General features: G+C 46.4%; 15 protein-coding genes. 12 read left to right on the top strand and 3 right to left on the bottom strand.

Going from position 1 to position 14,352, the window contains the following annotated elements; translation table 11 throughout:
- Nucleotides 1-4: 4 nt before the first annotated feature.
- Nucleotides 5-835, bottom strand: a complete 831-nt coding sequence (locus G9G53_RS19390; protein ID WP_165149671.1) for a PPK2 family polyphosphate kinase — start codon at nucleotides 833-835, stop codon at nucleotides 5-7.
- Between the two features lie 99 nt (nucleotides 836-934).
- Between G9G53_RS19390 and G9G53_RS19385 the strand changes: the two genes are divergently transcribed.
- The gene (locus tag G9G53_RS19385; RefSeq protein WP_238437892.1) at nucleotides 935-1,399 is read left to right on the top strand and encodes a DinB family protein; all 465 of its coding nucleotides are present in this window, start codon (nucleotides 935-937) and stop codon (nucleotides 1,397-1,399) included.
- A gap of 90 nt (nucleotides 1,400-1,489) precedes the next feature.
- Here the strand turns inward: G9G53_RS19385 and mnmA are convergent, their stop codons facing one another.
- A complete protein-coding gene (mnmA, locus tag G9G53_RS19380) occupies nucleotides 1,490-2,611 on the bottom strand; it encodes a tRNA 2-thiouridine(34) synthase MnmA (protein WP_029515730.1) in 1,122 nt (373 codons plus the stop codon).
- A 304-nt stretch (nucleotides 2,612-2,915) separates the two neighbouring features.
- Between mnmA and cymR the strand changes: the two genes are divergently transcribed.
- The 4 genes from cymR to G9G53_RS19360 all read left to right on the top strand — a co-directional run bounded on the left by cymR (nucleotide 2,916) and on the right by G9G53_RS19360 (nucleotide 5,377).
- Complete coding sequence (cymR, locus tag G9G53_RS19375; protein ID WP_013311532.1) at nucleotides 2,916-3,335, top strand: cysteine metabolism transcriptional regulator CymR; 420 nt, start codon at nucleotides 2,916-2,918, stop codon at nucleotides 3,333-3,335.
- 10 nt (nucleotides 3,336-3,345) lie between these two features.
- Nucleotides 3,346-4,497, top strand: coding sequence for a cysteine desulfurase family protein (locus tag G9G53_RS19370; RefSeq protein WP_029515729.1), 1,152 nt, complete (start codon nucleotides 3,346-3,348; stop codon nucleotides 4,495-4,497).
- 135 nt (nucleotides 4,498-4,632) lie between these two features.
- Nucleotides 4,633-5,154, top strand: coding sequence for a PRC-barrel domain-containing protein (locus tag G9G53_RS19365; RefSeq protein WP_029515728.1), 522 nt, complete (start codon nucleotides 4,633-4,635; stop codon nucleotides 5,152-5,154).
- Nucleotides 5,155-5,164: 10 nt separating this feature from the next.
- Nucleotides 5,165-5,377 (top strand): hypothetical protein, encoded by a 213-nt coding sequence (locus G9G53_RS19360; RefSeq protein WP_013311529.1) that lies wholly within the window; start codon nucleotides 5,165-5,167, stop codon nucleotides 5,375-5,377.
- A 165-nt stretch (nucleotides 5,378-5,542) separates the two neighbouring features.
- Here the strand turns inward: G9G53_RS19360 and G9G53_RS19355 are convergent, their stop codons facing one another.
- Nucleotides 5,543-7,516 (bottom strand): methyl-accepting chemotaxis protein, encoded by a 1,974-nt coding sequence (locus G9G53_RS19355; RefSeq protein WP_165149667.1) that lies wholly within the window; start codon nucleotides 7,514-7,516, stop codon nucleotides 5,543-5,545.
- Nucleotides 7,517-7,727: 211 nt separating this feature from the next.
- Between G9G53_RS19355 and G9G53_RS19350 the strand changes: the two genes are divergently transcribed.
- The 7 genes from G9G53_RS19350 (at nucleotide 7,728) to mltG (ending at nucleotide 14,344) form a co-directional block, all read left to right on the top strand.
- Complete coding sequence (locus tag G9G53_RS19350; protein WP_029515726.1) at nucleotides 7,728-8,795, top strand: AI-2E family transporter; 1,068 nt, start codon at nucleotides 7,728-7,730, stop codon at nucleotides 8,793-8,795.
- A gap of 351 nt (nucleotides 8,796-9,146) precedes the next feature.
- Complete coding sequence (gene alaS, locus G9G53_RS19345; RefSeq protein ID WP_029515725.1) at nucleotides 9,147-11,780, top strand: alanine--tRNA ligase; 2,634 nt, start codon at nucleotides 9,147-9,149, stop codon at nucleotides 11,778-11,780.
- A gap of 136 nt (nucleotides 11,781-11,916) precedes the next feature.
- The gene (locus G9G53_RS19340) at nucleotides 11,917-12,177 is read left to right on the top strand and encodes an IreB family regulatory phosphoprotein (protein WP_007431624.1); all 261 of its coding nucleotides are present in this window, start codon (nucleotides 11,917-11,919) and stop codon (nucleotides 12,175-12,177) included.
- 9 nt (nucleotides 12,178-12,186) lie between these two features.
- A complete protein-coding gene (gene ruvX / locus G9G53_RS19335; RefSeq protein WP_029515724.1) occupies nucleotides 12,187-12,603 on the top strand; it encodes a Holliday junction resolvase RuvX in 417 nt (138 codons plus the stop codon).
- 13 nt (nucleotides 12,604-12,616) lie between these two features.
- Entirely contained in the window at nucleotides 12,617-12,919 is a 303-nt protein-coding gene (locus tag G9G53_RS19330; RefSeq protein ID WP_013311523.1) for a DUF1292 domain-containing protein, read from the top strand.
- Nucleotides 12,916-13,221: a DUF1292 domain-containing protein gene (locus G9G53_RS19325; protein WP_013311522.1), complete on the top strand. Its 306-nt coding sequence runs from the start codon at nucleotides 12,916-12,918 to the stop codon at nucleotides 13,219-13,221. Before G9G53_RS19330 ends, G9G53_RS19325 begins: the two co-directional genes overlap by 4 nt.
- Nucleotides 13,222-13,315: 94 nt before the next feature.
- Nucleotides 13,316-14,344, top strand: a complete 1,029-nt coding sequence (gene mltG / locus G9G53_RS19320; RefSeq protein ID WP_069012469.1) for an endolytic transglycosylase MltG — start codon at nucleotides 13,316-13,318, stop codon at nucleotides 14,342-14,344.
- Nucleotides 14,345-14,352 lie beyond the last annotated feature (8 nt).

Raw genomic sequence — 14,352 nt, 5'->3', positions numbered from 1 at the left:
ACAGCTATTTTTTATCTCGTTCTTTGTACAATTCAGGTAAAAGGGATTCGAGTTCAGGTCTTGGATCAGGATCAGACAACTTCATTTCCTCCAGCGTTTGGACGGCAATCCGCAGCACAGTATAATCCCTATACCAACGGTTGTCTGAAGGAACGACATACCAAGGAGCTTGTTTGGTTGCGCTTAGCTCTAATACATCCTCATAATACTGGGTATATTGCTTCCAAAATTTCCGTTCTTGCAAATCACTTGGATCGAGTTTCCAGTTTTTGTGAGGCTTTTCAATTCGGTCGATCAGCTTTTCTAACTGAAATTGCTTTGAAATATGTAAAAAGATTTTAACCACCTTTACACCATTATCCAGCAACAACTGTTCAAAATGCTTGATATGCTTAATATTCCGTTTGGCCTGCTTATCGGATATCTGTCCGTGAACACGTGTAATTAGCACATCCTCATAATAAGAACGGTTAAATGCTGCAATATATCCACGTCCTGGGGTAACGCTATGAGCGCGCCACAAGAAATCATGACTTAATTCCTCAGCCGTAGGCGATTTGAAGCTGTGGACCGTCACCCCCGCCGGATTCAGATTAGAAAATACCTGTTTGATGACGCCATCTTTGCCGCTGCAATCCATGCCCTGAAATATAAACAAAACGGATTGTTTTTTCTCTGTAAATAATTTGCTTTGTAATTCCGTGAAGCGTTCCTTCAATTGATCTGTTTCCTGTCGGATTTCTTCTTTATTTTTGATATTATTTGTATCCTTAGGGTCCCATTCTTTCAAAGAAACTTTTTTACCTGGTGTCAGCATTCCTAATGAATCAGACATAAAGGCACGCTCCTTTTCAATTGAAGTATGATCTTGTTTACATCATATACCCAAATGAGGATGTTATCAAAAGTTACTTACCTTAAAGGAGGAATTCAATTGGCGACGATAGCTGAGATTTCTGAAGATTTAGAAAAATGGACTGTATTTCTTACAGCTTTATCTCCATACTCAGATGAGCTACTTCGTAAACCCATAGTGGGTACATGGTCAATACAAGATATGATCAGTCATATTATGGGGTGGGACAAAAGCTTCACTAAGACACTCATACAGATTATCAATGAGGAACAAATTACGCTCCAAGAACATCCTGATGTACAAGCGTTTAACGATTCGTCCGTTGAATTCGGCAGAAATATGAAACCACATGATTTGTTAAATGAAGCTATTGCAGAGCGTAGGCGAATGATTGTGAAGCTCAAGATGGTTTCAGAATCAATGTTTATCCGTCAATTTCCTAATAGCTCATACACCATGGGAAATTTTTTGCAAGAAATGTTTGTCCAGCATGACAGACATCATAAAGAGCAGATTATGAATTCTTTACAAGCCATGAACTAAAATAAACTTTCATAAAAAAAAGTCGCCCCTTCCAAATCTGGAGAGACGACTTTTTTAATTCCTGCTATATCAATGCAAAATGGGTTTCATTTAAACCGTTTCAGGCTGAAGTTTTTCAACCTTATCAATGGTTCCTCCACCCAGACAGCGTTCCCCGTCGTAAAATACAACAGCTTGTCCAGGCGTAATGGCCTTTTGATGTACATCGAATATGACATGCACGGTCCCATCCGCAAGCCATTGTAAAGTTACTTGCTGATCAGGTTGGCGATAACGGAATTTGGCTGTGCAACGGAATTCGCCGGTCGGACGAGTATCTGCGCCTTCAATCCAGTTCACATCTGTTGCAATCAGGCTGGTAGAATACAGGCTGTGGTGACGATCACCCTGTACCACATACAGAATATTCTTCTCCAGATCCTTATCCGCTACGAACCACGGTTCGCCTGAACCTGAGCCGCCAATGCCCAAGCCTTGACGTTGACCCAGTGTATAGTACATCAGACCATCGTGGCGTCCTTTGACTTCACCAGTAGCGATATCCACCATGTCTCCACCTTTTGCAGGTAGATATCCACTCAGAAACTCCTTGAAATTACGCTCGCCGATAAAACATACGCCTGTGCTGTCTTTCTTCTTGGCCGTATACAGTCCCGCAGCTTCCGCAATTTTACGCACTTCTGGTTTCGGCAGATGACCGATAGGGAACATGGTTCGGGATAGCTGCTTTTGGCTTAACGCATTCAGGAAATAAGTTTGATCCTTGTTGCTGTCCACGCCTCGCAGCAAAGTAAAGTGGCCGTCTTCTTCCACAACCCGTGCATAATGTCCAGTAGCAACATAATCTGCTCCCAAATCCAGCGCTTTATTTAGAAACTCGCCGAATTTAATTTCACGGTTACACATGACATCCGGGTTGGGTGTGCGTCCAGCTTTATATTCATCAAGAAAATAAGAGAATACTTTATCGAAGTATTCTTTTTCAAAATTGACGGTATAGTAAGGAATGTCGATCTGTTCGCAGACACGGCGCACATCCTCCGCATCCTCCTCAGCCGTACAACGGCCAAATTCATCCGTGTCATCCCAGTTTTTCATGAAGATGCCGATTACGTCATAGCCCTGCTCCTTCAGCAGCAGCGCAGTAACGGATGAGTCGACGCCACCGGACATCCCGACGACGACACGGGTTTCATGATTGGCTTTAGCCATGGTCATCACCCAATTCTTTCAATATAGTTGTAGAACCCACCTATTGTAACATAAACGATAATAAGATACGATGTTTGGACGATCAAACGACACGGCGAACGATGGAAGAAAGCTACATAAAACGGGCTAAAGCTGTTCCAAATCGCCCGAAAGCAACTTTTTTTAAGATTGTTACCGTAATGTTTCCCTTTACCTGCCCTAATATGTTAACATAAGCTGAGGGTTAGGATCGGAATAGAGAGGTTTACAACACCAGTTATTCCGCGTGTTTAACGGAATTGTTACTATAAGTGAGGTGGCACAATTGAAAATATCAACGAAAGGCCGTTACGGCCTGACCATTATGATGGAACTTGCAGCCAGGTTTGGCGAAGGTCCAACTTCTTTGAAAAGTATTGCCGAAAAAAATCAGCTGTCAGAGCATTATCTGGAACAGCTCATTGCGCCTTTGCGTAATGCAGGTTTGGTAAAAAGTATCCGTGGTGCTTACGGCGGTTATATTTTGGCAAATGAACCGGCAGGAGTAACAGCGGGAGACATCATTCGTGTACTGGAAGGTCCGATTTCTCCGGTCGATTTCACGGAAGAAGACGATCCGGCAAAACGTCAGCTGTGGCTGCGAATTCGTGACAGCATCGCTGAAGTGTTGGATTCTACTACACTTAAGGACTTGATCACATACCAAGAACATGATGAATTGGATAATTACATGTTCTACATTTGAGGTGGATAACATGAACAGAATTTATCTGGATCATGCCGCATCGACTCCTATGCATCCTGAGGTTGCGCAGACTATGATGGACATCATGACTGGCCAATTCGGCAACGCTTCGAGCGTTCATGCCTTTGGCCGCGATGCCAAGCGCACCGTCAGCGCTGCTCGGGATGCCGTTGCGGCCTCTTTGGGCTGCAAGCCTGAAGAAATTATTTTTACGAGCGGAGGAACAGAAAGTGATAATCTGGCCCTGTTTGGGACGGCTACGGCAGACGGCCGTACTTCCGGGCATATGATTACAACTGCGGTTGAACATCATGCAGTGCTTCATGCTTGTGATGAGCTGGAAAAAGCGGGGTATGAGGTAACTTATGTCCCGGTCAACGGTTTTGGACGCGTGAACCCTGCGGATATCGAGGCTGCCATTCGACCAGATACTTTTTTGATCAGCATGATGTATGCCAACAATGAGGTGGGCGTCATTCAGCCGATCTCAGAAGTAGGGCAGATTGCGAGAGAACATGGAGTTGTATTCCATGTAGATGCGGTTCAAGCTTTCGGTCATATATCCATCGACTGCCGGAACCTCCCGATTGACTTACTGAGTGTGTCTGGTCATAAGATTAACGGACCGCAAGGGGTTGGGGCATTGTATATCCGCCAAGGTACACGCCTTCAGCCGCTAATGCATGGGGGACTTCAGGAAAAGAAACGCCGTGCCGGAACAGAAAATATCGCCGGTATTACGGGGCTGGCTAAAGCCGCAACTCTTGCTAATGCTTCCATTGAGGAGCGTGGAGCGCACGATACGGTTCTTCGCCAGACGTTGCTTAAAGGGTTGGAAGACACTCTGGGTAGCCAAAATTTTGTGATTAACGGTGACCCTGATCATTCTTTACCTAATGTTCTCAATGTTAGCTTTCCGGCCATTGGTACAGAGACCATGCTGATGAACCTTGACATGGAAGGAATCGCAGCAGCAAGCGGATCAGCCTGCACTTCCGGATCTTTAGAGCTATCGCATGTATTGCAGGCGATGGATCTTCCGGAAGATGTTTTACATTCAGCGATTCGGTTTAGCTTCGGTTTGGGTAATACTACGGAAGAAATGGAATACACGGCCAAGAAAATTGAAACCATATGGAAGCGGCTGCGTACTAGGTACTAGGGATTTCTCCGCATTTTAATAAGAAGGGAGGGGCGGTTTTCCATTTCATTGCATGAACGGAAGCAAGGTCTGACAGGCATGTAGGAAAAGGACCGCACCTTCGTTCAGATTGCAGAATGAGGAGGCACCCTATATATGAAGCTTCAAGATATGATCGGACTTGCCGTTTTCGATGTGGAGGACGGGAAGCAGATTGGTAAAATACATGACTTTATGGTGACAGCGGATTGGCGAATCTCAGGGATCGAGTTGGAAGGAAAGGGACTTTTTTCTTCTCACGTGAAAATGGTTGCTTGGGATGACATCGTTGCTTACGGTGAGGATGCGATCATGATTCGCAATCAGCAGGCTGTGCGTAAAATGGAGGCCCATGATATACAACATACGTACTTGCTTGGACCTTGTAAACTGAAGGATCTATCCGTGCTAACAGAGGAAGGGCTTATGCTCGGGCACATCTCGGATGTTTATTTTGACCAGGAAATGGGCAATAACATAATAGGCTTGGAAATCAGCGATGGTTTTGTATCGGATATTATAGAGGGGCGGAAATGGCTGCCCTGCACCGAAGAGATGTCCATCGGGGAAAATGCTGTTATGGTTCCCCCATTAAGCGAGCAGCGTCTGGAAAAAGCCATATATTCTGTTAATGGATAGGGTGAGTTTATTGAGATGTCCGAATTGTAATTCCAAAGATATCGGAAAAATTGGCTCCCATCAATTTTATTGCTGGGGATGCTTTATCGAACTTCAGGTGAATGGTGAAAAAATGTCTGTCTACCAAGTGGAAGAGGATGGAACGCTCAGTTCGCTGGACGACCTATTCTTTGGAGATGAGATGGCACAACAGGACTTGCCGCAAATTCACGCTTCTTCCTAAGCTGGACACCAAAGGTGGACAGGCTGCTTACTAAGAGGTGTGATCTACATACGGCTTAGTAGGTTGTATAACGCTTGATAAAAAACAACGAAGAGGGTGCCCCGTACGGCCATAATGGCTGAGGGCACCCTCTTTTGTATACCGTTATTGTGAAGATTGTAAGTTCTACAATTTAAAGCGTTTGACCTCTTCCAATAGAAGATCTGCATGAGAATCGAGTTTGGCAGAAAGGTCAGCAATATTATTCATGGCATGACCTTGTTCTTGCACAGAGGAGGCCACTTCCTCTGTAGATGCTGCACTTTGCTCAGAAACAGCGACAACGCTGGAAATGACGTCGGAAATATGCCCGGCATTCACACGGAGATCATCTGCGGCAGCTGTAACGTCCTCAATTTGGGCAAGCATATGCTGAGAAGCGCCACGAATGGACTCAAACGCCTGTCTCGTTGCAATGGCAGCGTGCTCCTGTTCTACAGTTACAGCAAGAGCCCTCTTCATTTCCTCCGCGCTTTGTACTCCTGCAATCTTAATTTCTTCCAGCTTACTCATGATACTGTCACTGGAACTGCCCGCTTGCTCAGCCAGCTTTCTCACTTCTCCCGCGACGACGGCAAAACCTCGTCCGTGTTCCCCGGCCCGTGCTGCTTCGATGGATGCATTAAGGGCCAGCAGGTTTGTTTGTGCGGCGATATCATGGATGGCTCCGGCCAGCCGCTCAATATCCTGAGTTTTTAGCGTGAGTGAATCTACGGCTTCCCCTGCCGCAGTCGTCGTTTGTCTGGACTCGGCGGCCAGTTTCGCTTGACGTTCAGCTGTTTCATACCCTGCAAGCACGGCAGAATCTGTTTCGAATACGGCAGTTTGGGTCCGTTTGACACTTTCGCCAATCTGGTCGATGGAGCCTGTCATGTGAGTCAGCTTCTCAGAGCCGGAATATACAGCCTCAGCTTGGTCGCTCGCTCCTTGGGCAAGTTCCTGAACTGCGCTGGAGATTTGTGACGCGATGGTTCCAGTATCCTTAGCGTGCTGATGCATATCATGGGAAGCTGAGCTGACATCGCCTGCAGTATCTGATACCTTGCGCAACAGGCGAGAGAGATTATCAGACATGATATTAAAATCTGTACCCAGGCTGGCAATTTCATCTTTACCCTTAATGTCCACACGAGCTGTCATATCGCCTTCAGCTATACGTTTGACGTTCACTTGAAGCTTCCGAATTGGCTTGATAAAGTTGTTTGCCGCCCAGATTGCCAGCAGCATAGCAACGACCAAGATGATAGCAACGGTAATAATCAACTGATTACGAGTGGAGTAATACTCCTGAAAAGCAATATCTTTTGAAATGGACAATCCTACAATCCAGCCAGTGCTAGGCATCTTTTTAAAATAAAGCTGACGGTCACTGCCATTATAGGTATAGTCTGTTTTTCCCGAAGCTGTGCTCAGCAGGGCCGCAGTTGATGAACCCAACTCGGGCGTATCCTTAAGGTTTTTACCGGCCAGCTTGCTGTCTGGGTGTGCGACCACAACTCCATTCTGGTCAATCAGAAATGCGTAGCCTAATCCGTTCAGGTTTATGTCTTTAATGATTTTTGTCATATCATTTAACATAATATCCTCGCTGACTACCCCGGTGATAGAGCCGTTGGAATCTTTGAGAGGTTTAGCAATAGAAATGGTGAAGTCATTGCTGCCTGCATCGGTGTAAGGTGAGGAATAATACATTTCTCCCTTGGTTTTGGCATCCTTGTACCACGGACGAGCGCGAGGATCATAACCAGCTTCAAACCAGCCAGATCCATCCCAGTAGGATCCATCTTCAAAGCCTGCGTAGATGTTGGAAATATTTTGATCTTTATAGTTTTCAAAGGCTGCTTTCAGAGATACGGTTTTGGCATCTGATGAAATATCACTCGATTCCAGACCTGCAGCCAGTGTCTCGATAATTTTGGCATTGCCGCTGGTCCATCCGTCGAGCTGATTGACGGTTTCGGTGGCTTTACTAGTCATAAGCTCTTGTATGTCACGGTTAGCCTGATTTTTGATACTTGTCATGCTAATAACGGATAAAGGCCCGGCTGCAACGATAACAATGCAAGTGAAAAGGAGAATAAGCTTGATTTTTAAGTTCATGTAATGACCCCCGATGTTTCAGAAATATGAAATCCTAAAATAGTGCTTTGTACTTATATCGTCAGATGGAATGACTTTGTTAATTATTTTCATCCGTTTTCATCATTTTTTTACAATGGTAATCGATGGAGCATTCCAGACTCGCGGGAAGGATTAAAGTAGAGGTACAGGCATATACTTAAAGAAGGCTAGTCCGGTAAGGGGGCACGAAATGGAGCAATTAACGAAAAGTAGACTGTTCCGGTACGGAATATGGACGCTGCTGGGACTTGTCATTCTATATTTTATCTGGCTGCTGCGACCTTTGTTTTTTCATTTGTATGAATTTCTGAAAACAATCATTGCTCCGTTTGCGGTAGCGATGATCATCTCCTATGTACTTAATCCTGTTGTCAATATGCTGGGCGGTCGCAAGGTGCCTCGAAGCGTAGCTGTGCTGCTCATCTATGCTGTATTTTTGGCCAGTCTCGTTGTGATTCTGATGAACCTGATTCCGATGTTTATTGAACAACTGGATGAGCTGAATGAGCATCTGCCTGAGCTGACCATGCATGCACAGGGATTAATGACGAATATGGATAGCGGCATTTTGCCCCAAGGGGTGCGAACGGGTATGAATCAATGGTTTTTCCAACTAGAGAATCGGATGGCAACCGGAATTTCTACCTTTATGGATAACATCGGCGGGATGATCAACATGCTGTTCAATGTATTCATTGTACCGTTCCTCATTTTTTATATTTTGAAAGATTTTGATGTGTTCGAGCGGACGATTGTGTCTTACCTCCCGCGTTCTCGTCGTAAGGCGATTGTAACGGTACTTAAGGAAATTGATCAGGCGCTTGGCAACTATGTCAGGGGACAATTACTGGTATGCGTCATTATTGGCGTGCTGGCTTATCTCGGATATATGCTGATTGGCATGCCTTATGCGCTGTTGCTGGCAGGAGTGGTTGCGGTTTTTAACATCGTTCCATATTTGGGCCCCTTTTTGGGAGCCGCTCCGGCAGTAATCATGGCTTCTACAATCTCCTTCAAAATGGTGCTTTTGGTCGTGGTCGTTAACACTTGTATTCAAGTGTTGGAAAGCAATGTCATTTCTCCCCAGGTGGTAGGACGAACGCTGCATCTGCATCCGATAGCCATTATTTTCGCTCTGCTAGTGGGTGGTGAAATTGCGGGAATTACCGGCTTGATTTTAGCGGTTCCCGTGATGGCGGTATTAAAGGTAGGACTTCAACATTTTTTTGCTTATTACGTGAAGCGGAAAACGATCTGATTTTGTCCTTACACCGTATGTATCTTGTCTGATATCGCGTTGACACGGCTAAATGACACGGATATACTGAATTGAGTATGTTTAAATGTGTTTATCCAGTAGGGAAAGCTCATTTCGAAGTGCGGGCTGAACCCGCCGGGATGCTCCCGTTACCAGTGAAAACAAGGCGATCGATCGTCCGTTAAGCAAATGTTGGTGTGCAGCTTGCGCATGGGCATTTCGTACAGAGGGGACGGCGTTAACCAGGGTGGTACCGCGATACAATCGTCCCTGATCCGTTCAGGGGCGTTTTTCTGTTTTTTTATGGCCTGTGCCAGGAACCAGTGACACCATAATTAGGAGGCTACTTATATGAAAGCTAGTGAAATCCGCTCCAAATGGCTGGAGTTTTTTGAAAGCAAGGGACATGTGATTGAACCAAGCGCGCCGCTTGTTCCACATAAAGATCCTTCCCTGCTGTGGATTAATGCGGGTATGGCACCGCTTAAGCCTTATTTTGACGGACGTGTGAAGCCAGAAAATCCACGTATCGCCAATTCGCAAAAATGTATTCGGACGAACGATATTGAGAATGTCGGTAAAACGCGCCGCCATCACACCTTTTTCGAAATGCTCGGCAACTTTTCTATTGGCGACTATTTTAAGGAAGAAGTCATTACATGGGCATGGGAGTTTCTGACGGATCCAAAATGGATTGGTTTTGATCCGGAACGTCTGGCTGTAACTGTGTATCCTGAGGATGAGGAAGCGTACAAGCTGTGGAACGAAAAAGTTGGACTTCCTGCCGAACGTATCATCAAACTGGAAGATAACTTTTGGGATATCGGTGAAGGTCCTTGCGGACCTTGTACGGAAATCTTTTATGATCGTGGCGAAGCCTACGGTAGCGACATGACGGACCCTGAAATGTATCCGGGGGGAGAAAATGAGCGTTATCTGGAAGTGTGGAACCTCGTTTTCTCACAATTCAACCATAACAAAGACGGTAGCTATACGCCGCTTCCAAACAAAAATATTGATACAGGGGCTGGATTGGAGCGTTTTGCATCCATTCTGCAAAATGTGGATTCCAACTTTGATACGGATATCTTCCAGCCACTAATTCAAAAAACAGCGGCGATGGCAGGAGTGAAATATAACGAAAATGTGGACAGTGATGTGGCTCTTAAGGTTATTGCTGACCATGTTCGTACCGTAGCTTTTGCAATTGGTGACGGTGTGCTGCCTTCTAATGAAGGACGCGGTTACGTGATCCGCCGTTTGCTGCGCCGGGCTGTGCGCTATGGCAAAATGCTGGGCATGAACCGTCCATTTATGTTTGAGCTGGTGGAAACCGTTGGGGATGTCATGGGTGTGTATTACCCTGAGGTAGTGGACAAGCGTGATTTCATCATCAAAGTGATCAAAACGGAAGAGGAACGCTTCCATGAAACACTGACAGATGGATTGGCAATTTTGTCCGATATCAGTGCTCAGGCGAAGGCAGAAGGTCGCAATGTCATTAGTGGAGCAGATGCCTTCAAACTGTATGATACGTACGGGTTCCCATTCGATCTCACAGAGGATTATGCAGACGAGCAGGGCTTGAAAGTAGACCGTGAAGGCTTTGATGAAGCGATGCAGGAACAACGCAAACGCGCCCGTGATGCACATCAGGACAGCGCCAGCATGAAGATTCAGGGCGGAGCTTTGTCCGATCTGGCGGTTAAAAGTGAATTTGTTGGATATAATGACCTCGTAACTGAGTCTAAAATTGTGGCGATTGTATATGAAGATGTACTGGTGGACACTGTTAGTGAAGGGCAGTCTTGCCAGGTCGTGCTGGATGTGACTCCTTTCTATGCCGAAAGCGGAGGACAAGTCAGTGACCAAGGCTTGCTGCGTGGAGGTACGGTAACCGCGAAGGTCGAAGGATTGTTTAAGGCGCCACAAGGTCAGCATGTGCATCAGGTTGTTGTAGAAGCTGGTGAGCTGAACGTTGGCGATACGGTGAAAGCTGAAGTTGATCAAGCTTCACGTGGAGAAATTGAGAAAAACCATACGGCTACGCATTTGCTTCACAAAGCGCTTAAAGAAGTGCTGGGTGACCATGTCAATCAGGCGGGTTCTTTGGTAGAGCCTGGGCGTCTGCGTTTTGATTTCTCCCATTTTGGAAGCATTACACCAGAAGAACTGGCGGATATTGAACTGCGTGTAAACCGTGCCATCTGGAGCCAACTGGACGTTAATATTGAACTGAAACCGATTGATGAAGCCAAGGCTCTCGGAGCAATGGCGCTGTTCGGTGAAAAATATGGAGATATCGTGCGGGTCGTTAAAGTAGGCGATTACAGCATTGAACTATGCGGTGGCTGTCATGTCAGCAATACTTCGCAAATTGGCTTGTTCAAGCTTGTCAGCGAGAGCGGCATTGGATCAGGTGTACGTCGTATTGAAGCGGTGACCGGACGTTTTGGTTTTGAATATATGGAAGGTCAATTAGAGCTGTTGAAGGTATCGGCTGGACTTGTAAAATCCAAGCTGTCTGAGGTACCAAAGCGTATCGAATCATTGCAGCAACAAATTAAAGACCTTAGCCGTGAAAATGAATCGCTGCAGAGCAAGCTGAGCGTTATTGAGGCAGGCCAGCTGACCGATCAGGTCGTGCAAGCAGGCGGGGTGCAGCTGCTGGCTGCGCGCGTGCAGGCTTCCAGCATGGACGCGTTGCGTGCGATTGCTGATGAACTGAAAGGGAAACTTCCGGCTGCTGTGCTGGTGCTCGGCGCTGCAATGGACGATAAAGTTAATTTTGTCGTAGCAGTTCCGGCAGAGCATACCAAGGCCGGACTTCATGCAGGCAAGCTCGTGAAAGAAATTGCTGCCGTATGCGGTGGCGGCGGTGGCGGACGACCTGACATGGCGCAAGCCGGTGGTAAGGATGCCAGCAAGCTGGATGAAGCACTTCAACGTGCGCATGAACTGGTGGCGGCAGCCTCACAAGGATAAAGTTCGATATTTTTTGCAGATTTTTGGGAAAAAACGGGCTTAGATATTTCCTTGTAGGGCTTTGCTTATGGTATGATGTAAAAGAATAAGCTGGCATAAACATGTACACATGTTTTGTGGAAGCGAGGTGTCAACAATGGATTCCATGGACAAAACGGTCAAATTTAATGTCAAGGCAGATGAAAAGGAAGCTTCTGCTCAGGAGATTTTGTTGACCGTATATGATGCGTTGGTAGAAAAAGAATACAATCCGATCAATCAAATTGTCGGCTATTTGCTATCCGGTGATCCGGCTTATGTGCCACGGCATAATAATGCTAGAAGCCTGGTACGTAAAAAAGAACGCGATGAGTTGATTGAAGAGTTGGTTCGTTTCTATCTTGCTAAGCATCGTTAGGAGACAGGCATGAAAGTAATGGGATTGGATTACGGGGATCGCCGAATTGGGGTCGCCGTAAGTGATGCCTTCGGCTGGACCGCCCAAGGATTGGAAGTCATAGAACGACGCGGTGACGACAGCGAGTTCGGTAAAATTGCAAATTTGGTTCGTGAAAATGAGGTCGGCGAGGTTGTTGTTGGCTTGCCGAAAAACATGAACGGAACCGTGGGTCCACGCGGTGAGATTTGCATCGAGTTTGCGAACCGACTCAAGGAGTTACTGGGTTTACCCGTTCACCTTTGGGATGAACGGCTGACGACGCGTTCGGCGGAGCGTACGCTTCTGGAGGCCGACGTCAGCCGAAAAAAACGCAAGCAGGTGGTAGATAAACTGGCCGCAAGCCTGATCTTGCAAAACTATTTGGACGCACACAGTACAAGGTGAGGGGGATTTCGTAATGGCTGAAAATCAAGTGGGTATGGAAGAAGAGCCGGAAATTATTTATATTGCCGATGACGAGGGCAACGAGGAAGAGTTCGAGGTCATTATGAAGTTTGAGGTAGATGGTTCCGAAGCGAAGTACATGATGGTTGCGCCAGTGGACCCTGAAGCTGATGAGTCCGATGTGTACGCCTTCCGTTACGAGGAAGAAGGCGATGATATTAAATTGTTTGTGATCCAAGACGATGCCGAATGGGAAATCGTCGAAGAGACCTTTAATACATTCGTAGAAGAAGAGGAAGAGGAAGACGGGAAATGACGAGCTATTCACGTGAAGACCTGAGTTGGACCTCTGATTTGAAGGAAACGTTCGACGGCGATGTAGAGTTGCAGGATGAACAGGGCCATGCGATTCGCATGGAATTGGAAGCAGAGTTCAAGGTAGGGGAGCAACGGTACGCCGTATTGCGTAGACCCGGGGCTGCTGTTGGCGAACATGAACTTTACCATGTAAGCTCATCCACAGACGGCGAAATCTCTATCACCACCATTGAAGATGATGATGAGTGGGAAGATATTTCCGAACTGTACGATGAATGTACGTTGCCGGAAGAACTGTAAGTCTGGATAGCGATGAGATCAAACCTGAAAGGGCGGACCAGTCCGCCCTTTTTGGCTGTGAAGGAGTTGGGTGGATGTGAAGCGAAGGACGAGGATGTTTACGTTGTTGCTACTGCTTATCATTATAGCAGGAGGGGTAGCCCTCTATATTTGGAATGCCATGCAGCCTGTTCAGCCCCAAACACAACCCGTTGCTTTTACGGTGGTGCAGGGAACAGGAACATCGGCAATCGCAGATACGCTGGAGCAAAAGGGACTTATACGTAATGCGCTCGTGTTTAAGGCTTATGTAAAATTCAAACAGCAAGGAAGCGCATTTCAGGCCGGAAAATATGAGGCGCAGCCTGGCGCAACCTTTGATCAGTTGATTACTAAGTTATCGGCTGGAGATGTTGTCAAAGAGGAAATGATTCGTTTTACAATCCCGGAAGGTTTTACGATTAGACAGATGGCTGATAAGCTGCAAAAGGAAGGACTGGCAGACCGGCAGCAATTTTTGCAGCTGGCCAACGATCCGTCCGCTTTTGACGTCGCGCTGGTGCGGGACATTCCAAAGCAGGCGGGGCTTCGCTATGCGCTGGAGGGCTACCTTTTCCCGGAAACCTATGAGCTGAAAAAGGGCAGCACGGCCAAAGATATGATACAGGTGATGCTAGAACAGACACAAAAGCGGTTGGAGACTGTTTCCGATCTGGATGCCAAGCTGAAACAGCGGGGTGAAACGCTGCATCAACTGCTGACGGTTGCTTCTTTGGTAGAGCGCGAGGTGGTTGTGGAAGATGAGCGGTCTGTAGTAGCTGGCGTCATTTATAACCGGCTCAAACAGGGTAAGAAGCTGGAAATTGATGCTACGGTTCAATATATGCTGGACAAGCAAAAAGAACGGCTGTATTACAAGGATTTGGCTGTGGAAAGCCCTTATAATACGTATTTGCATCTGGGACTTCCACCAGGGCCGATTGCAAGTCCCAGTCTGAACTCAGTGATAGCGGCTTTACAGCCGAAAGCTACAGATTATTTATTTTATGTGACCAAAAAAGACGGGACACATGAACATTTGTTTGCCAAAACGTATAAAGAACATTTGCATAACATTCAGGTAAGTAACCGTAAGACAAATTAGGAGGTGAG

The organism is Paenibacillus sp. EKM206P (genome assembly GCF_011066155.1).
Classification (GTDB): Bacteria; Bacillota; Bacilli; order Paenibacillales; family Paenibacillaceae; genus Paenibacillus; species Paenibacillus polymyxa_D.
Note: the sequence above shows the minus strand (reverse complement) of the source record. Positions and strands in the feature narration are given on the sequence as shown.

Bases quoted from the DNA above. Each gene is read 5' to 3' on its own strand.
- G9G53_RS19390 (WP_165149671.1), bottom strand. From the start codon at position 835: ATGTCTGATTCATTAGGAATGCTGACACCAGGTAAAAAAGTTTCTTTG.
- mnmA (WP_029515730.1), bottom strand. From the start codon at position 2,611: ATGGCTAAAGCCAATCATGAAACCCGTGTCGTCGTCGGGATGTCCGGT.
- G9G53_RS19370 (WP_029515729.1), top strand. From the start codon at position 3,346: ATGAACAGAATTTATCTGGATCATGCCGCATCGACTCCTATGCATCCT.
- G9G53_RS19365 (WP_029515728.1), top strand. From the start codon at position 4,633: ATGAAGCTTCAAGATATGATCGGACTTGCCGTTTTCGATGTGGAGGAC.
- G9G53_RS19355 (WP_165149667.1), bottom strand. From the start codon at position 7,516: ATGAACTTAAAAATCAAGCTTATTCTCCTTTTCACTTGCATTGTTATC.
- G9G53_RS19350 (WP_029515726.1), top strand. From the start codon at position 7,728: ATGGAGCAATTAACGAAAAGTAGACTGTTCCGGTACGGAATATGGACG.
- alaS (WP_029515725.1), top strand. From the start codon at position 9,147: ATGAAAGCTAGTGAAATCCGCTCCAAATGGCTGGAGTTTTTTGAAAGC.
- G9G53_RS19340 (WP_007431624.1), top strand. From the start codon at position 11,917: ATGGATTCCATGGACAAAACGGTCAAATTTAATGTCAAGGCAGATGAA.
- ruvX (WP_029515724.1), top strand. From the start codon at position 12,187: ATGAAAGTAATGGGATTGGATTACGGGGATCGCCGAATTGGGGTCGCC.
- G9G53_RS19330 (WP_013311523.1), top strand. From the start codon at position 12,617: ATGGCTGAAAATCAAGTGGGTATGGAAGAAGAGCCGGAAATTATTTAT.
- G9G53_RS19325 (WP_013311522.1), top strand. From the start codon at position 12,916: ATGACGAGCTATTCACGTGAAGACCTGAGTTGGACCTCTGATTTGAAG.
- mltG (WP_069012469.1), top strand. From the start codon at position 13,316: ATGTTTACGTTGTTGCTACTGCTTATCATTATAGCAGGAGGGGTAGCC.